This window comes from Neptunomonas qingdaonensis (genome assembly GCF_900113275.1).
GTDB classification, from domain to species: Bacteria; Pseudomonadota; Gammaproteobacteria; order Pseudomonadales; family Balneatricaceae; genus Neptunomonas; species Neptunomonas qingdaonensis.
Window position 1 is genome coordinate 178580 of the sequence record NZ_FOOU01000005.1, and the last position, 18074, is coordinate 196653.

General features: G+C 46.8%; 15 protein-coding genes. 5 read left to right on the top strand and 10 right to left on the bottom strand.

Translation table 11 applies throughout. The features are described 5' to 3' along the window. The first annotated feature begins 60 nt into the window (after window positions 1-60). Window positions 61-1776: a proline--tRNA ligase gene (locus BM099_RS09395; RefSeq protein ID WP_090727171.1), complete on the top strand. Its 1716-nt coding sequence runs from the start codon at window positions 61-63 to the stop codon at window positions 1774-1776. Window positions 1777-1942: 166 nt separating this feature from the next. On the opposite strand, the gene BM099_RS09400 is transcribed toward BM099_RS09395, so the two are convergent. Then, the gene (locus tag BM099_RS09400; RefSeq protein ID WP_090727173.1) at window positions 1943-3151 is read right to left on the bottom strand and encodes a UbiH/UbiF/VisC/COQ6 family ubiquinone biosynthesis hydroxylase; all 1209 of its coding nucleotides are present in this window, start codon (window positions 3149-3151) and stop codon (window positions 1943-1945) included. 202 nt (window positions 3152-3353) lie between these two features. Here BM099_RS09400 and BM099_RS09405 point away from each other — a divergent pair, with 202 nt between their 5' ends. After that, window positions 3354-3824: an LEA/WHy family protein gene (locus BM099_RS09405; RefSeq protein ID WP_090727176.1), complete on the top strand. Its 471-nt coding sequence runs from the start codon at window positions 3354-3356 to the stop codon at window positions 3822-3824. A gap of 124 nt (window positions 3825-3948) precedes the next feature. Here BM099_RS09405 and BM099_RS09410 read toward each other — a convergent pair whose 3' ends face one another. From BM099_RS09410 to BM099_RS09425, 4 genes are all read right to left on the bottom strand, one after another. Beyond that, window positions 3949-6183 (bottom strand): YgiQ family radical SAM protein, encoded by a 2235-nt coding sequence (locus BM099_RS09410; RefSeq protein WP_090727179.1) that lies wholly within the window; start codon window positions 6181-6183, stop codon window positions 3949-3951. Window positions 6184-6271: 88 nt separating this feature from the next. Next, window positions 6272-6706: an META domain-containing protein gene (locus BM099_RS09415; RefSeq protein WP_090727182.1), complete on the bottom strand. Its 435-nt coding sequence runs from the start codon at window positions 6704-6706 to the stop codon at window positions 6272-6274. A gap of 108 nt (window positions 6707-6814) precedes the next feature. Then, the gene (gene fabV, locus BM099_RS09420; protein WP_090727184.1) at window positions 6815-8008 is read right to left on the bottom strand and encodes an enoyl-ACP reductase FabV; all 1194 of its coding nucleotides are present in this window, start codon (window positions 8006-8008) and stop codon (window positions 6815-6817) included. Between the two features lie 129 nt (window positions 8009-8137). Continuing rightward, a complete protein-coding gene (locus BM099_RS09425; RefSeq protein WP_090727186.1) occupies window positions 8138-9931 on the bottom strand; it encodes an acyl-CoA dehydrogenase in 1794 nt (597 codons plus the stop codon). Between the two features lie 175 nt (window positions 9932-10106). Between BM099_RS09425 and BM099_RS09430 the strand changes: the two genes are divergently transcribed. Continuing rightward, window positions 10107-10541, top strand: a complete 435-nt coding sequence (locus BM099_RS09430; RefSeq protein ID WP_090727189.1) for a MaoC family dehydratase — start codon at window positions 10107-10109, stop codon at window positions 10539-10541. Window positions 10542-10640: 99 nt separating this feature from the next. Here the strand turns inward: BM099_RS09430 and BM099_RS09435 are convergent, their stop codons facing one another. Continuing rightward, entirely contained in the window at window positions 10641-12275 is a 1635-nt protein-coding gene (locus BM099_RS09435) for an acyl-CoA synthetase (protein WP_090727191.1), read from the bottom strand. A gap of 194 nt (window positions 12276-12469) precedes the next feature. On the opposite strand from BM099_RS09435, the gene BM099_RS09440 reads away from it, so the two are divergent. Together BM099_RS09440 and BM099_RS09445 are read left to right on the top strand one after the other, a co-directional pair. Continuing rightward, window positions 12470-13990 carry a PAS domain-containing sensor histidine kinase gene (locus BM099_RS09440; protein WP_090727194.1) on the top strand — a complete coding sequence of 507 codons (1521 nt, stop codon included), beginning with the start codon at window positions 12470-12472 and terminating at the stop codon, window positions 13988-13990. After that, window positions 13990-14604 carry a response regulator transcription factor gene (locus BM099_RS09445; protein WP_090727197.1) on the top strand — a complete coding sequence of 205 codons (615 nt, stop codon included), beginning with the start codon at window positions 13990-13992 and terminating at the stop codon, window positions 14602-14604. Before BM099_RS09440 ends, BM099_RS09445 begins: the two co-directional genes overlap by 1 nt. A 41-nt stretch (window positions 14605-14645) precedes the next feature. Here the strand turns inward: BM099_RS09445 and BM099_RS09450 are convergent, their stop codons facing one another. The 4 genes from BM099_RS09450 to BM099_RS09465 all read right to left on the bottom strand — a co-directional run bounded on the left by BM099_RS09450 (window position 14646) and on the right by BM099_RS09465 (window position 18056). Further along, window positions 14646-15449: an alpha/beta fold hydrolase gene (locus tag BM099_RS09450; protein WP_232348945.1), complete on the bottom strand. Its 804-nt coding sequence runs from the start codon at window positions 15447-15449 to the stop codon at window positions 14646-14648. Further along, on the bottom strand, window positions 15449-15868 hold the full coding sequence (locus tag BM099_RS09455) for a PaaI family thioesterase (protein WP_090727200.1): 420 nt from the start codon (window positions 15866-15868) through the stop codon (window positions 15449-15451). Before BM099_RS09455 ends, BM099_RS09450 begins: the two co-directional genes overlap by 1 nt. Before the next feature lie 29 nt (window positions 15869-15897). Next, window positions 15898-16317, bottom strand: a complete 420-nt coding sequence (locus BM099_RS09460; protein WP_090727507.1) for a PaaI family thioesterase — start codon at window positions 16315-16317, stop codon at window positions 15898-15900. 95 nt (window positions 16318-16412) lie between these two features. Continuing rightward, on the bottom strand, window positions 16413-18056 hold the full coding sequence (locus BM099_RS09465) for an AMP-binding protein (RefSeq protein ID WP_090727202.1): 1644 nt from the start codon (window positions 18054-18056) through the stop codon (window positions 16413-16415). Window positions 18057-18074: the final 18 nt, after the last annotated feature.

Genomic DNA, 18074 nt, shown 5'->3' on the forward strand with positions numbered 1-18074 from the left:
TAACGACACATATCCATAAAATGATCCAATTTTCACGTGAACTTTGTAAAGGTCTATACCATGCGCGCAAGCCAATTTCTTATCGCAACGCTCAAAGAGACTCCTTCTGATGCTGAAGTCATCAGCCATCAGCTGATGCTACGCGCCGGTATGATCAGAAGAGAAGCTTCCGGCCTCTATTCCTGGCTACCCATGGGTTTACGCACACTTCGTAAAGTAGAACGTATTGTCAGAGAAGAGATGGACAATGCGGGCGCAATGGAAGTACTGATGCCTGCGATCCAGCCGGCAGAACTATGGCAGGAATCCGGACGCTGGGAACAATATGGTCCGGAGCTGCTTCGCTTGCACGATCGTCACAACCGGGAGTTCTGTGTCGGCCCTACACATGAAGAAGTGATCACCGATGTGGTACGAAACGAGATTAAAAGCTACAAACAGTTACCGGCCAATTTCTACCAGATTCAGACAAAATTCCGTGATGAGATTCGTCCACGCTTTGGCGTGATGCGCTCACGCGAGTTCATCATGAAAGATGCGTACTCTTTTCATGCTTCCCGCGAATCACTGGAAGCCACATACGACGTTATGTATCAGGCCTATACCAATGTTTTCAACCGTTTGGGGCTCGACTTTCGTCCGGTTATTGCGGATAACGGTTCGATTGGCGGCAATGGTTCACATGAGTTTCATGTACTGGCAGAGTCGGGTGAAGATGATATCGCTTTTTCAGACAACAGCGATTATGCAGCCAACGTTGAAATGGCAGAAGCACTCGCGCTGGGTGAAAGGACAGCACCTACTGCTGAAATGACGCTGATTGATACTCCCGATGCAAAAACCATCAAAGCACTCGTTGAGCAGTTCAATCTACCTATTGAAAAAACAGTTAAAACATTAGTCGTTGCCGCTTCAAAAGAGAGCGAAGCCGACTTTGTTGCACTGCTGGTTCGTGGCGATCACGACCTGAATGAAATCAAGGCTGAAAAACAACCTGGCGTTGCTTCACCGTTATGTTTTGCGACAGAAGAAGAGATACTTAAAGTGATGGGGGCTGGTCCCGGATCATTAGGCCCCTTGAACCTGACTATTCCCTGCATTATTGATCGCAGTGTAGCCAACATGGCTGATTTTGCTGCTGGCGCCAATATTGAAGATAAACACTACATCAATATTAACTGGGAACGTGACCTGCCTACACCGGCTATTGCTGATTTGCGCAATGTACAAGAAGGCGATCCTAGCCCTTGCGGCCAGGGAACATTACAGATCAAGCGCGGTATTGAAGTTGGGCATATATTCCAGCTGGGTACTAAATACTCTGAAGCGATGAATGCCACTGTACTGAATGAAAACGGTAAAGCAACCATTCTTGAAATGGGTTGCTACGGCATCGGCATCACACGTGTCGTGGCAGCGGCTATCGAGCAGAATTACGATGATAATGGCATCATCTGGCCGAGCAGTCTTGCGCCCTTCCAGATCGCTCTGGTTCCGCTGCATTACGACAAATCTGAAAAAGTTCGTGAAGTGTCGGATCAAATCTATGCCGATCTGAAAGCCGCCGGCATCGAGGTGTTAATGGATGATCGTAAAGAGCGTCCTGGTGTGAAATTTGCCGATATGGAACTGATGGGCTTACCGCATCGTTTAGTGATTTCTGAGCGCGGTATTGAGGCCGGTGCATACGAGTACAAGGGCCGCCGTGATGCTGACAAACAGGATGTAGCAGCTGAAGGTATTGTTGAATTCCTTAAACAGCAGATCGCGATTTAAGATATAAGAGTTAATAACAGTGCCGTCTGGCATCTGATAGCTACTAACATAGCAAGGCCGCTTTAGAACAAGCGGCTTTTTTTTCGAGATAGCTTATCCTTCGAGGGCTTTGCACGAGCCGAAATTTTGTTTGCTGGCTAGGCAAAAACGCACGGAAAAAGGGAGTTTATTTGGCTATCTCGGGCAGATCACCTTCCAACCCCATGGCAAAGGCCATCACTTTGTTTTTTAGTGGAGATGCTTTACCGGCGACGCCTAAGCCAACATTGCGCAACAATTTAAGCGGTAACAGATCATTGCTGAATACCCGATAAAACAGGTCCATCGCCTGCATCATGATAAAATTATGGCGACGTCTGTGTTTCTCATAATGGCTTAATACTGCCATTGAGGAGATGTCTTCGCCTTCTTCTAATGCAGTCATCAGTGTCTGTGCTAACGCAGCAGCATCCAGCAAGCCGATGTTGACTCCCTGACCTGCCAGAGGGTGAATCATATGCGCCGCATCACCCACCAGCACAACGCCCTCTTTTGCATATTGCTGAGCATGCTGACGACGCAGTGGGAAGCTTCCTCGACCTAACAAGCTTTCAATATTGCCCAGTGTTGCCGGGAAGCGATGGGTTAGCTCAGCAAGGAATTCCTCATCCGTGGTGCGCATGAGACGCTTCACTTCAGACGGTGTGTTGTACCAGACTAACGAGGCACGATGACCACTCAGCGGCAGAAAAGCCAAAGGCCCTGTCGGAGTGAATTGCTGCCAGGTAATATCTTGCTGAGCGTCTTCAGTAATAACCGAAGCGACCAGCGCATGCTGCTCATAATCCCATTTTTGAACACCAATACCTACGGCTTGGCGGACACGTGAATCACCGCCGTCTGCAGCAACCAGCAGGCGAGCGACTAACTGGCGGCCATCATCCAACTCAACAATGCTGAATCCTGGTGAGTAATCAATCTTGTGGGTTTTAGCCGGGGTGATCAGATCAACATTGTCTAACGCTTTCATCTGATCGATCAATGCTAGCTGGATAACCCGGTTTTCAACAATATGGCCTAAGTGGTCATATTTCAGCTTTACGGAATCAAACAGCGTGGCGGCATGCTCTTCACTGGCTTCCCAGACTTTCATACGTCGATAGGGACATGATCGTCTATCTATAATGCCCTGCCAACTGCCGACTGATTTGAGAATGTTTTCAGAAGCGATACTCAACGCTGATACACGCAGATCGTGATCCTGGGTCACATCAAATGCAGCTGGAAGCTGTGTTTCAATTACGGCTACTTTGAGTGATGTATTTCCTAATGCGCAAGCGAGCGCTCCACCGACCATACCACCGCCAACAATGACAACATCGTAACAAGACTGCATCTTGATTCTCTTCCCAGATTTTAGGTCATTATAACTGATTATAACCTGCAGCATATCGACTCAGGCCATGTCTGCTGATCTTTGCCTGATAGCGTATTAAGCATAGCGAAAATCAGCATAGATTAAGTCGGGTTGTTAAGTTAATGTACCCGAAAGTAACCTTATCATTGTTTCAACAAAGCCCTCTCAGTGGAGAATCTTCATGCGTACGTTTTACGCCAGCCTGGTCATATCATTCATGCTTTTACTTCAAGGGTGCGCGACGTTAAAACCCCTGGACTTCGAAGATCCAACCGTGACGGTTAACTCCGTCAAAATTATACCCAGCGATGGGATCGCGCCCAAGTTTGAGATCAGCCTGCATATAGTCAATCCCAACAGTGTCGCTTTACCCTTAAGAGGCGTTGCCTACTCTGTCACAATTGATGACCAGAAAATTCTTAACGGCGTATCAAATGACATGCCCGAGATCGCTGCTTACGGGGCTGGCGATATCACATTAAGCGCCAATGCCAATCTGCTTAACAGTGTTCGGTTAATCGCATCATTAATGCAGCAAAACCGCAAAATGGTGGCATATGAAATGAATGCGAAACTTGATTTAGGCACATTTACGCCGAACATTTACATTAAAGACGTGGGCGAAATATCACTTAACCCAGGCGCTCAATGACCGATGATTACGCGGGACGGGACCTGCTATAAAACAAAAAAGATGGCTCCTTAGCCATCTTTTTTTTTACGCTTATTTAAGTCCGGGCTTTGCTCTGATTTTGCACCTGTTTTACTGGCGCTTGCTAGCCTCGCTTAACACTGCGCTGCTGATTTTTCTTGGCGGCTGGCTTCTTCCCTGCCGCTTTTTTACGTGCGGCTGCGGTTGGGCGGTTCGCCAGCGAAGGTTTCGCTGTAGCCGTACCTTTTTTAGTGGCCGGGCTATTTTTGTTTGTGTTTGTGTTTGTGCTGCTTGAGCGCGAATAGTGTGTTTTTACTTCTGCCGGCACCAACTGCCACTCGGCATTACCGATCAGGTCTCCACGTCCCATTTTTTCTAATACTTCACGCAAACGCGGCCAATTATCTTCATCGTGATAGCGCAACAGTGATTTTTGAGAACGGCGCTCCTCAAGCTCACGAGGTATATAGAGCTTCTCGCTCTTATAGCTCACTTTTTTAAGCGGGTTTCTGCCAGAGTGGTACATTGCTGTTGCCAGCGCCATCGGTGACGGGTAAAAGGTCTGTACCTGATCAACACGGAACTTATGTTCTTTGAGCCACAACGCAAGATTCAGCATATCTTCATCTTCACAGCCCGGATGCGCGGCGATGAAATAAGGGATCAGATATTGCTTTTTACCTGCTTCTTTTGAGTATTTCTCGAACATCTGCTTAAAGCGGTCATAGGTACCCATGCCCGGCTTCATCATTTTCGATAGCGTACCCTCTTCACTGTGCTCCGGCGCAATCTTCAGATAGCCACCGACATGATGCGTTACCAGCTCTTTAACATACTCAGGGTCTTCAACGGCCAGGTCATAACGTAAGCCCGAGGCAATGGCAACCGTGTGAACCCCCTCAATTGCACGCGCTTTACGATACAACTGAGTGGTTTCGCTGTGGTCTGTTTTCAGGTTTTTACAGATCACCGGATAAACACAGGAAAGCTTACGGCAGGAAGCCTGAATCTCTGCATCATTACAGTTGAGGTGATACATGTTGGAGGTCGGACCACCCAAATCAGAGATCATACCGGTAAACCCGGGTACTTTATCGCGTATATCTTCGATCTCTTTAATCACAGATTCCTGCGAACGGCTTTGTATCACGCGGCCTTCATGCTCAGTAATTGAGCAGAAAGTACAGCCCCCAAAGCAGCCTCGCATGATATTCACGGAAAAACGAATCATGTCATAGGCAGGGATCTTTGCCTTACCGTACATAGGGTGCGGAATACGTTGATAAGGAAGCCCGAACACGGCGTCCATCTCAGAGGTTTCTAAGGGTATCGGTGGTGGGTTCGCCCAAATTTCACGCTTACCATCACGCTGCACCAGCGCTTTCGCATTATGCGGGTTCGACTCCAGATGCAGAATTCTGGATGCATGTGCATACAATACCGGATCCTTGCTGACTTTATCCAACGAAGGTAAACGGATATAGGTCTGCGTGCCGTCAAGGCGTTGCTTACCTTTCAGCGGCTCAGGAATAATGCGAATCGGCATCACTTCCTGAGGGTCACTTTTTGCTTTGTCTGAAGCGCACTTTGACGGCTCAGCAATATATTCATATGGATTCTGGAACTGATCAATATGCCCTGGCCAATCGACACGGGTCGAGTCGATTTCGGTATAGCCCGCCGGAACAAAGTCACGTACGATCACGGTACCACGCAGGTCATTAATGTCTTCTATCGGCTCGCCTTTAGCCAAACGGTGAGTTAAATCAACGATGGCACGTTCGGCATTGCCGTAAAGTAAAATATCAGCGCCGGAATCGATCAGGACGGAGCGACGAACTTTATTGCTCCAATAATCATATTGTGCAATACGTCGTAAACTGGCCTCGATACCCCCGATTACAACAGGAACATCTTTATATAACTCCCTACAGCGCTGCGTATAAACGATAACAGCACGATCCGGCCGCTTACCTTCAGCACCATGCGGTGTATAGGCATCATCATGTCGAACGCGCAGATCGGCGGTGTAACGATTGATCATCGAGTCCATATTGCCAGCGGTAACGCCGAAGTACAGATTGGGCTTACCCAGCTCATTAAAAGCTTCTGTCGAGCGCCAATCTGGTTGAGCAATAATACCGACACGAAAGCCTTGCGCTTCGAGTACGCGCCCCATAACAGCCATACCAAAACTTGGGTGGTCTACATAGGCGTCGCCTGTGACTAAAATAACATCACAGCTATCCCAGCCCAGTTGATCCATTTCCTGGCGAGTCGTCGGAAAAAAAGGGGCGGGTCCGAAACATTCGGCCCAATAGGGAGTATGTGAGAATAGGTCTGGCGCTGTTCTTATCATGGAGTAATAGCAATCTTGTTGGGTTAACCCGCTATTATCCCAGAAACGGCCCAATCCGCCTAGCTATAATAAACAAATCAAGATGAAATTATTGCATACTCAGGATTGTTACTTCGCCCGTATTATTAGTTAGCTGAATAACCCTATTATCTGTCATAGATAGTACGAGTGTTTTTTTCAGCTCATTTAATAATAAGTATTCCTGAAACATAACCACTTTCGAACAAAGTTTACGTGTGGTTATTAGCTCGTCTATTTCAAGGCGGGAATCAAGAACCGTATAACTTCCCCTGAACTGATTACATCCTGAAAAGCCGCTGATTTCGGTTTCCTTAAATGTGAATGTCAGTTTTGGATAGTCCATTAAACCACGGCTGGCGACCGACGGGACATTCCAGGAGCTGTTCTTAAGTGAAGTCACAGGGTATGAATGTTGATTGGCCTGCCGGGCCGTATCAAGCGATGTCGTTTTACAGCTAACGGCCAGCAACGAAAACAGAATAATACATACTATCCTTAGCATCTTAAAAAATCCTTTCTTACAAAGTCAGCGCAAATATTATAAATAAATACATTTAAATTCAATATAAACCCTGCAATAAGCAGGGTTTATTCAGAGTATTAAACTGACTTATAGATCGATAATATCAAAATCAACAACGGGATTAACATCCGCGTCATAATCAACATTTTCAAGCGTAAAACCAAACAATTTTAAAAATTCAACTTTATAAGCAGCGTAATCTGTTAAATCAAAAAGATTCTCTGTTGTCACCTCTTTCCACAAATCTTTGCAGTGATCCTGTACATCGTCACGCAACTCCCAGTCATCCATACGATAACGGTTTGCATCATCGATCGCACCGCTGTCACCATATAAGCCTGTGCGAAACAGACGATCTATCTGCTCCATACAGCCCTCATGAATGCCCTTTGCTTTCATGATTTTGAAAACCATGGATAAATAGAGTGGCATCACCGGAATAGCAGAGCTAGCCTGAGTCACAACTGACTTAAGTACACCTACGTTTGCCTGACCACCGTTAACAGCTAATAGAGCGTTTAGCTCTCCCGCAGCACGGTCCAGATCCTGCTTGGCTTTACCCAGCGCACCATCCCAATAGATAGGCCAGGTGATCTCTGTACCGATATAGCTATAGGCAACCGTTTTACACCCTTCAGCGAGCACACCAGCATCATTCAGCGCATGAATCCACAGCTCCCAGTCTTCACCACCCATGACAGTAACGGTGTTAGCTATTTCTTCATCATTAGCCGGTTCTATTTCCGCATTGATGATCACATCTTTATTCGTATCAATCGCCGTAGAATGGTATGGCTGGCCAATGGGTTTAAGCACGGAACGAACCACTTCTCCGCTGTCAGGCATCTTACGTACCGGTGATGCAAGCGAGTAAACCACTAAATCAATCTGGCCTAAATCGGCTTTTATTAACTCAATCGCTTTTTGCTTAGCTTCATGGGAAAAGGCATCGCCGTTAATGCTTTTTGCATAAAGGCCCGCTTCATGAGCTTGCTGCTGAAACGCAGCGGCATTGTACCAACCGGCCGTTCCTGTCTTTTTCTCAGTCGCTGGCTTTTCGAAGAAAACACCAATGGTAGAAGCTCCCGAACCAAAGGCCGCTTCAATGCGTGAACAAAGACCATAACCGCTGGAAGATCCCACGACTAAGACACGTTTAGGGCCATTCTCAATGGGGCCTTTCTGTTTAACATACTCAATTTGTTCGCGAACATTTTGAGCACAACCCGTAGGGTGAGATGTGGTACAAATAAAACCACGAATTTTTGGTGTAATGATCATGGCTAGCAATAATCTCTATCAATTGATCGGAAATATACTGGCAGACACCTTACCCGATTTTCGCGGTATTGAATAGCAAAACACCCGCAAGAGCGGGTGTTTACAAAAGCCACTTCAGACCGGTTCGGCTTAACTGAACGCAGACTCTAAGTGCTCATCTGTAAAGGCCATAATAGCCTCACTGCCGGTTTCGACGACAGCCGCATAGCTCAGGTAGCGCGGTAAAATCTGATCCATGTAGAACAAAGCAGTTAACTGTTTTGCTTCCAGGTACGGATCGCTTTCGCCTTGGGCCTGCTTGCCTTCCGCCGCCAGTCCACTACGTAGTAACTGCCAGCCGCCACACAGTGTGCCCATCATCATCATATAATTGTAGGCCACAGCACCTGAAAAATAAGCATTTTCAGCCGACTGAGTTAACAATTGACTTGTTGAATTTTGTGCCACTACTAACGCCGCCTGCAATTTGGTTGCAGCGCTACTGAATCGGGCAGATGCTGATGCTTGTTCAATAGCAGCACTGATCTCCTGCATGATTGCTTGTGCAGCGACACCCTGGTCAGACAGTGTTTTACGGCCAACAAGATCTAAAGCCTGAATGCTATTGGTGCCTTCATAAATAGGCAAAATGCGTGCATCACGGAAATGCTGCGCAGCACCCGTCTCTTCAATAAAGCCCATACCCCCATGTACCTGCACACCCAGAGATGTCACTTCCTGAGCTACTTCTGTGCACCAGCCTTTAACAATAGGTGTCAGGTAAGCAGCCCGTGCTTTTTCTTGTGCCGCCAGTGTTTTATCTTCATGAGCATGAGCAAAATCCAGGCTTCCACACGCATCGTATGCCAGCGCACGCCCCGCCTCGGTAAATGCTTTCATGGTCATCAGCATGCGGCGAATATCTGCATGACGTAAGATCGGCCCTTCTTCTTTAAAGCCGACAGCTTTACCCTGAGTACGGTCACCGGCATACCACAGTGCTTGCTGATAGGCGCGCTCTGAGATAGCAACACCCTGCAAACCCACCGCTAAGCGTGCATTGTTCATCATTGTGAACATGCAGGCTAAACCTTTACCCTCTTCTCCTATCAGGTAACCCACTGCGCCGGCTTTTTCACCAAAAGCCATGACACAGGTGGCGCTGGCATGGATGCCTAATTTGTGCTCAAGTGATGCCACTTCAACATCATTGCGTTCGCCCAATTCACCATTCTCATTAACCAGAAATTTAGGTACCAGGAATAATGAAATACCGCGTACGCCTGCAGGCGCATCCGGTAGGCGAGCCAGTACCAGATGAATGATGTTATCAGCCATCTCATGGTCACCCCATGTGATGAAGATTTTTTGTCCGCTTACTAAATAATGATCGCCTTCGGGAACAGCTTTACTGCGAATAACCGACAGATCAGAACCCGCACCTGGTTCAGTCAGGTTCATGGTGCCTGTCCACTCTCCGCTGATCATATTTGGCAGATAGGTGTTTTTTAATTGGTCGCTGCCGTTCAGATAAAGCGCTTCTACCGCACCCTGACTCAGCAATGGGCATAAGCCCCACGACATATTTGCGGATTGCCACATTTCCATAACGGATGTAGATAAAGAATAAGGTAACCCCTGACCGCCGTATTCAGGATCAAATTGTAACGACCCCCATCCACCTTCTGCGTATTGCTTGTATGCATCAGCAAAACCGTCGGGAATTTTAACGGTGCCATTTTCAAGACGAACACCCTGCTCATCTCCTATAACATTCGTAGGAGCAATAACGGCAGCTGACACACGACCCGCTTCTTCCAGAATGGCGCTTACCATGTCGGGAGTAGCATCTTCAAAGGTAGTCAATGCAGCCAGTTGAGGCATGCGGGATATATTTTCCAGTACAAACTGCATATCTTTTACAGGCGCTTTATAATCAGCCATGTGTCATCTTCTCTCTGTAGCCAAGTTAGGAGACCAAATGATAGATACATCTCTCTCGCATCTATCAGGGAATTCACCTATTCTATCATATAATTTCAAATCGCTACGGATTTACCCTAATACTTTGGATTATATGAATAGTCTAGAGTTACCCAATTTATCATAGGAGATTAGTATGCAGGAACTTCACGGTTATTATCTGGAAGATCTTGAAGTGGGCATGAGTGCTTTTTATGCTAAAACCATTTCAGAATCAGATGTATATATGTTTGCCGGTATTTCAGGTGATAACAATCCGATTCACATCAATGACGAATACGCTAAAACAACCCCGTTTAAAAAGCGTATTGTGCATGGCATGTTCAGTGCTGCACTCATTTCAACCGTTGCTGGCACACGCCTGCCCGGGCCTGGCGCTATTTATATTGATCAGCAAATTAAGTTTCGTGCTCCCGTTTTTATTGGCGACACGGCAAAAGCGACACTGACTATTACTGAGATTGACGAAAAACGCCGTCGCGTCATCGCTAAGACTGATGTACATGTAGGCGACACACTGGTTGCGACAGGAAGCGCTACTTTCATGGTAGATCGCCGCGAAACAGCGTAATTAATTCTTTCCTCATAAAAACGCCCCGAAATTCGGGGCGTTTGTTGTTAAATTACAGTTACAACACTTTTTGTTACAACACTAATAGATTACAAAGTGTTATTTTCCATTTGCCTGATCGCGTAACAGAAACTTCTGTATTTTGCCGGTAGACGTTTTAGGCAGATCACCAAACACTACTTTTTTAGGTGCTTTAAAGCGAGCCATGTTGGCACGGCAGAACTCCATCACTTCCTCAGCGGTAACCTCTGCACCGTCTTTCACTTTAACAAAGGCGCAAGGCACTTCACCCCACTTTTCATCCTGCTGAGCGACAACTGCGGCTTCCATGATGGAACCATGGCGATAAAGTACATCTTCTACCTCGACACTGGAGATATTCTCTCCGCCGGAGATAATGATATCTTTAGAGCGATCCTTGATATCAATATATCCATCAGCATGCCATACCGCCAAATCACCTGAGTGTAGCCAACCACCTTCGAAGGCTTCATCGGTTGTCGATGGATTTTTCAGGTAGCCTTTCATGACAAGGTTACCGCGCATGAATATTTCGCCGATGCTTTTACCATCTTGAGGTACAGGTACCAACGTTTCGGGGTCAGCAACCATAAGCCCCTCCTGCATAGGCACCTTAACGCCTTGGCGGGATTTCAAACGAGACTTCTCTTCTACCGTTTTTTCATCCCACTCATCATGCCATGCACAAACAACACAAGGCCCGTATGTTTCAGTCAGACCATAAACATGTGTCACGGAAAAGCCCATCTCTTCCATGCCTTGAATAACCGATGCTGGAGGTGGCGCACCGGCGGTCATCACTTTCACTTTATGATTGATACCTGACTTAAGTTGATCGTCCGCATTGTTAAGCATATTAAGAACAATCGGCGCGCCACAGAAATGATTCACTTTTTCGTCGCGGATAGCATTATAAACGTCATCAGCCCGGACATGACGCAAACAAACATTTACACCCGCACATGCCGCCATACTCCAGGGAAAACACCAGCCATTACAATGGAACATTGGCAGTGTCCACAGGTACGAAGGGTGGGAGCCCATGTTCCAGGAAATCAGATTGCTGACGGCATTCAGGTGTGCACCGCGATGATGATACACCACACCTTTAGGGTTACCTGTGGTGCCTGATGTGTAATTCAGGGTGATTGCATCCCATTCATCTTCGGGTAACGACCAGTTAAAGTCTTCATCACCTTGTGCGATAAAAGCTTCATAGTCAGTTGTGCCGATCAGCTCGCCGCCTTCATAGTACAAGTCATCAATATCGATCACTACCGGCTTATGCTGAACCATTTTTACGGCACGGGAAATCACTTCAGAAAACTCACGATCAACAAAAATAATTTTTGCTTCGCCGTGTTGAATAATAAAAGCAAGCGCCTCAGCATCCAAGCGTGTATTTAATGCATTCAGAACGGCACCTGCCATTGGAACACCAAAATGCGCTTCAAATAATTCAGGAATATTAGGTGCCATAAAAGCAACAGTATCGCCTTTCTGGATACCATTTTTTGTTAATGCGCTGGCAAGCCTGACCGAACGCTTATAGGTTTCTGACCAGGTGCGACGGGTATCCTGATGGACAACGGCCAGATGGTTTGGGTAAACACTGGCAGAACGCTGAATAAAAGACAAAGGACTTAATACAGAATAATTGGCTTCATTCTTATCAAGCCCCATAATATAAGGATTGTGATTACTGTGTGACATTATGTTCCCTTTACTCACTATGAGTTATAGACACTTAAAGGTTTAGCGCTATACCAATGCATTTAAAACGCCTGAAAATAAGCAAAAACCCTTACTTCTGCATAATGATACGCAATTTTCCTTGTTACACAACCTAGCCTAAAGTCATACTATATTTGTAAATATACACAGCATAGACAAGCCAAGAGACAAAGATGCACGAAAGTATCGCCCATGAACTTCGAAAATACCGCGAAGAAGCAGACAGGTACCGCCTGCTTGCTGAACAATCTACCGATATGATTTCTCGCCACACTGCAACCGCTGAATGGATATTCATCGATGTTAACCCCGCAGTAGAGCGGGTACTTGGCTACAGTGCAGAAGAAATCATTGGCACCAAGGGATACGACCTTTTTCATCCCGAAGATGCCGATAACTTGCTTAAAAGAGCGGAAACGGTTCATTACCGACGCGGCATGTACACCAATACCTACCGATATCGACACAAGGATGGCCATTACATCTGGCTGGAAACAACCAGCAAAACCATCCGTGATGTAAAGGGTAAGTCCGTCGAAATCATCTGTGTTTCACGGGATGTGACTGAACGCGAAATGGCTCAACGCTCTATCCGGCGCCTTGCCCGTGTCGTTGAGGCATCCAGCGATTTGATTATGTTCTGTAATCATCAGTCTATGCAGTTAACGTATATGAATGAATCGGCCTATCGAACATTGGGGAGCGAAAAAGAAAACCTGGTCGTCTTTTATCTCGACCAAATCTTTGAACCGGATGTTTTTAATACGCTCGTTCAGGACGCGCTCAATCATGCCGCACAACATGGTACCTGGTACGGTAGTGTACCGATAAAAATGGCAGAAAATCATAACCGCATAGCAGAGATACGTGAGGTTATCGCACACCGGAATCGCACTGAAAATATGCAGGTAGAGTATTACTCTATTATTGGCCGCGATATAACGCTTAAGCGCAGGGCGGAAGAACAAGCCAAAAGACAGCAACTAGAGATGGCACATATGTCGCGCCTTTTGTCTGTTGGCGAAATGGCAACCGGATTGGCACATGAGATCAATCAGCCATTGGCGGCCATTCTAAACTATTGCAGAGGCAGCCTGAGGCGCCTTGAAGAAGGCACCAACGAGTCTAATCTGCCACAGATAACACACTCCATGAAGCTGATCACCAAACAGGCCAAACGTGCAGCGGAGATTGTTAAGCGGATGCGCAGCTTTGTGAAAAGGACCGACTTTCAGCGTGTCGAATTTTCTATTAATGAGTCCTGTGTTGATGTGATTGGTTTTTTGAATCAGGAAGCCATTGATCATAATATCACCTTCAGTTTTGAGTTAGACCCCAAAGCACCCAAACTTCTGGCAGACAAGATTCAGATTGAACAGGTATTATTAAATTTGGTGCGTAACGCAATTGAGGCTTATAGCGAATGTAACAAACCCTACCGCCCGGTTATTATCACCACCCGTCAGTCGCAAGGTTACATTTACATCTCAGTTCAGGATGAAGGGAATGGGATTTCAGCAGAAGGGTTAAATACACTGTTTGAACCTTTCATTACATCAAAATCAACAGGCTTGGGAATGGGCCTCGCGATTTCACAAACGATAGTTGAAACCCATGGCGGACAGCTATGGGCCGAGAGTGATGGCATTAACGGCACTCAATTTCATTTTAAAGTTCCGGTAAGGAAAAATTGATGACACAAAGAGCAAGTGGAACCGTATTTATTGTCGATGACGATAACGATTTTAGAGATTCAATGAAGTGGCTACTCGAATCAGACAATTTTCATGTCATTGGCTTTAACTCTGCGCAAGACTTTCTTAATCGTTATAAAGGCGATATGGGCTGTATGCTTTTAGATGTTCGCATGCCTGAAATCAACGGACTGGCATTGCAGCAGATTATGCTTGAACGTCACATCAAGCTACCCATTATCGTTGTTAGTGGCCACGGAGATATCCCTATGGCTGTTAACGCTATGAAAAACGGTGCACTGGATTTTATTGAAAAGCCGTTTGATGATGAAGTATTACTTCGACTGGTTGAGATGGGTCTGCAACGTGCGACCGAGATGTTCAAAGACAATACCGCCCTATCTCAATCGCGTAGTCACTATAATTCACTGAGTAAACGTGAAAAAGAGGTGATGGCGCTTGTGGTCAGCGGTCAGTCCAACCGTGAAATTGCTGAATCACTGGGCATTAGCCCCAAAACAGTTGAAGTACACCGTGCACGCGTGATGAGCAAGATGCGAGCAGCCAGTTTGCCTGACCTGGTACAGCAGGCAAACCGGTTGAATATCGCTTAAGCGCTTGTTGACTATTGATTGTAGGCTGTCGAGTTCAACTATTATGCTGAGTTGTGTTGTTTTATAAAACGAACAACAGCAGAGATCACTTTTTCGCGTGCCTCAAAATGCGGAACATGACCACAGTCAGGCAGAAAAAGTGACTCAGCCCTCGCACCTATCCCTGCACAAATATCGGTTACCTGTTCAGGTACACCATAATAATCCTCTCGTCCCTGAATAATTAATGCGGGACACTCTATGCGTGGCAGCCAAGGGCGTAAGTTCATCGGCTGCTTACGCTCGCGTAACCAGGTTTCATGCCAGGCACGAAATAACAGATCAGTACGTTCTCCATGATACTTGGCCAATTTATCTTTTAAGTCGCTAGTCTCATAGCGCTCAACAGCTTCCGTAATACCGGCCGTTGTTAAATGATCGATATAAATATGGGCGGCTTCGGTAATAACGCCTTTAACCAGGCCAGGCATGCTCGCCGCACCAATCAGCGCGACCGAACCGCCATCACTATGCCCAAGAAGGATAACGTTATTGAGTTTCAGTTTATCGATTAAGCGGGGTAACCATACCTCCCCCTCCTCTAGCAGATAATCATCATCGCGAGGCAACTCAATTGTCGAGGATAATCCATATCCCTGTCGCTCATAAACCACCACATCACAGCCTGTGTGTGCGGCAAGTTGCTGAGGAATATCTTTCCACATAGCAATACAGCCCAGCGCTTCATGTAGCAGTAATAACACCGGTCGGCCGGTATGCCGCTCTGAGTGTTTTCCCAGGCGCACGGACAAACGCATCCCATGCCCCATATCAATGATTTGATCAGACCAGTTAAATGCCATCATTAATGCTCCGGAATTGAGTACGTCAGCGTCACATGTGCAACGGGGTCGTCTTCCCCGCGTGAGCTAATGTAAACCTCACCAACACCGAGACGTTTACCCACTTTCAGAATTTCTGCCCGGGCAACAATATCCATATTGGCTTTAGGTTTGCGCAAAAAGTTAATATTAAGATTGGTTGTCACAGCCAGTGCAACCGGGCCGATTTTACTCAGCAGCGCTGCATACATGGCAACATCAGCCAATGCCATCATGGCCGGCCCGGAAACAGTTCCGCCCGGGCGCAAATGTTGTTCATCGATGGGCAGGTGCATTTCAGACCAACCATCTCCCAGCGCCTCAAGCACACCATATTGATCGCCTTGCGGAAATTGCTCAGCAAGAAAGTCACGCATTTCGATGAAACTCATCACTTGAGACATAATAGAAACCCTACTGTTTATTTTTTTGTTTACTTATTCGTGACAGCTAACGTCACTGTCGCTTTTGATACCAACACAAGGGAGTTATCCGCCTGACGCGCATACACTTCGGACTCGGCTATAATCAGCATTCTCCCGGGCTTTAAAATAGTGCTGTGGCAAACCAGCGCTGATCCTTTTGCCGCACGCAACAAGTTGATTTTAAACTCTGCCGTTAATACCCGCTGGCCCTGTTCAATCAAGGTGACAGCGGCGGTTCCCGCGGTGTGATCTGCCAGTGTTGCCTGTACGCCCGCATGCACAAAGCCATCCTGTTGCTGGTGCATCTCTTGCAGAACGATATGACTATGACACACCCCTGCTTCCAGTTTATCGAGCTGGCAGCCCAATGCTGTAATGAAAGGAGCAACCTTAAAAACACGCCTGGCTTCGTCCAATGATGAATTCATAAATTTTCCCTGAATAGCCATAAACAGATCAGCATAAGGGGTTTATTCCTTATGCTGACCGATGCTAAGCAAAATAAAGATTTAGCGGATGATATCTATACTTCGTCGCGCGCTTGATTCCGCAGAATGAAGCGTTGAATTTTACCACTGGGCGTTTTCGGAAGCTCATCAACAAACTCGATTTCACGAGGGAACGCGTGCGTCGATAAACGGTTACGTACCAACTGCTTCAACTCTTCCGCTAACTCTACGCTTGGGTCGAACTGAGGCTTGATCACCACATACGCTTTAATGATCGCACCACGCTTCTCATCCGGTTTACCTATGACACCCGATTCAGCAACCGCTTCATGTTCAAGCAAGGTGCTTTCTACATCGGCCGGGCCAACGCGATATCCCGCTGTCGTGATAATGTCATCATCACGACCGGTAAAAGAGTAACTCCCGTCACCGTGGCTCATAACAACATCACCGGTCAGATAATAACGGCCTTTGAACGGGTCTTTCTCACCCCAGGTATATCCCTGAAAGAAGAACAACGGTGACTGTTCAACATCCACTGCCAACTGCCCTATTTCGTTTTCACCCAGCTCTTCATAGTCTGCACTGAGCACGACCACACGATGGCCTGGCAGCGAGAAACCCATGGAACCTACACGCACAATACTTTGCTCAAGTTCAAGATGGTTGCAACAGGTCATCCCCGTTTCTGTCTGGCCGTAGTGGTCCATAACAGTACATCCAAGACGACGCTTAACCCAGTTAATCACTTCAGGGTTTAACGGCTCTCCTGCGCTGCTGGCAACACGCAATCCCAGGGACTCATTTTCTGCCAATACATCATCATTGGCCATCAGCATACGATACGCTGTTGGCGCCGCCGCCAGGTTGGTAATACCGTATTTGCGAATCATGTTGTAGGTTGAGTCAGGGGTAAAGCCGTGCTCATCAAAATGCGTACCGTTACCCAACAGCAGTGGGCCAACTACCGCATAGTAAAGACCGTATGCCCAGCCAGGATCTGCAACGTTCCAATACACATCATCAGGGCGCAGACCAATGGCATAACGCATATAGACATAAAAAGACATAATAGCGCGCGCAGGAACAGCGACCCCTTTCGCTTTACCTACCGTGCCTGAGGTAAACATCTGCAGGAATGGCTCATTCGCACCGATACGAACCGGCTCAAATTCATTCGACTGCTTATTCATTTCGTCGTTAAACGAGAGGTCGCCTGCTTCAGTTTTTACCACGTCTGCATCGCCGACCACCATGATAGGAGGGCAACCTTTTACTGTATCCAGTTTGCTGCGGTTGTCAGCATCAGTAATAACCAGTTTTGTTTTAGCGGTGCTCAGACGGTATTCAATGGCTCCCGATCCAAACGCCGTGAAAAGCGGCTGATAAACAGCACCCGCGCGTAACGTACCAAGAATAACCACCATGAGCTCAGGTGTGCGTGGCAGTAATGCCGCAACGCGATCACCTTTGCCAATTCCCTGTGACGTCAGAAAATTAGCAAATTTTGCTGATTTTTCTTTTAACTCAGCATAGCTGTGTTGAGATGCAGGGCGCGTAATCCCTTCGTAAAACAGACCAATGCGATCCCCCTCTGCCCAGCGATCACAGATCTCTTCACAGACGTTAAAACCTTCCTTCAAGCTCCCAATCAGCTGTTCTTCTACAACAGCAGGAGTGAAGTTGTCATAAAATGACTGATAGTCCGTATTGCTCATTTTAGTCCTCTCATTTTT

What these genes read in the sequence shown, in the direction of transcription:
- BM099_RS09435 (WP_090727191.1), bottom strand. Translation starts at nt 12,275, where the DNA reads ATGTCACACAGTAATCACAATCCTTATATTATGGGGCTTGATAAGAAT.
- BM099_RS09395 (WP_090727171.1), top strand. Translation starts at nt 61, where the DNA reads ATGCGCGCAAGCCAATTTCTTATCGCAACGCTCAAAGAGACTCCTTCT.
- BM099_RS09445 (WP_090727197.1), top strand. Translation starts at nt 13,990, where the DNA reads ATGACACAAAGAGCAAGTGGAACCGTATTTATTGTCGATGACGATAAC.
- BM099_RS09450 (WP_232348945.1), bottom strand. Translation starts at nt 15,449, where the DNA reads ATGATGGCATTTAACTGGTCTGATCAAATCATTGATATGGGGCATGGG.
- BM099_RS09410 (WP_090727179.1), bottom strand. Translation starts at nt 6,183, where the DNA reads ATGATAAGAACAGCGCCAGACCTATTCTCACATACTCCCTATTGGGCC.
- BM099_RS09440 (WP_090727194.1), top strand. Translation starts at nt 12,470, where the DNA reads ATGCACGAAAGTATCGCCCATGAACTTCGAAAATACCGCGAAGAAGCA.
- BM099_RS09430 (WP_090727189.1), top strand. Translation starts at nt 10,107, where the DNA reads ATGCAGGAACTTCACGGTTATTATCTGGAAGATCTTGAAGTGGGCATG.
- BM099_RS09405 (WP_090727176.1), top strand. Translation starts at nt 3,354, where the DNA reads ATGCGTACGTTTTACGCCAGCCTGGTCATATCATTCATGCTTTTACTT.
- BM099_RS09425 (WP_090727186.1), bottom strand. Translation starts at nt 9,931, where the DNA reads ATGGCTGATTATAAAGCGCCTGTAAAAGATATGCAGTTTGTACTGGAA.
- BM099_RS09465 (WP_090727202.1), bottom strand. Translation starts at nt 18,056, where the DNA reads ATGAGCAATACGGACTATCAGTCATTTTATGACAACTTCACTCCTGCT.
- BM099_RS09460 (WP_090727507.1), bottom strand. Translation starts at nt 16,317, where the DNA reads ATGAATTCATCATTGGACGAAGCCAGGCGTGTTTTTAAGGTTGCTCCT.
- BM099_RS09400 (WP_090727173.1), bottom strand. Translation starts at nt 3,151, where the DNA reads ATGCAGTCTTGTTACGATGTTGTCATTGTTGGCGGTGGTATGGTCGGT.
- BM099_RS09415 (WP_090727182.1), bottom strand. Translation starts at nt 6,706, where the DNA reads ATGCTAAGGATAGTATGTATTATTCTGTTTTCGTTGCTGGCCGTTAGC.
- BM099_RS09455 (WP_090727200.1), bottom strand. Translation starts at nt 15,868, where the DNA reads ATGTCTCAAGTGATGAGTTTCATCGAAATGCGTGACTTTCTTGCTGAG.
- fabV (WP_090727184.1), bottom strand. Translation starts at nt 8,008, where the DNA reads ATGATCATTACACCAAAAATTCGTGGTTTTATTTGTACCACATCTCAC.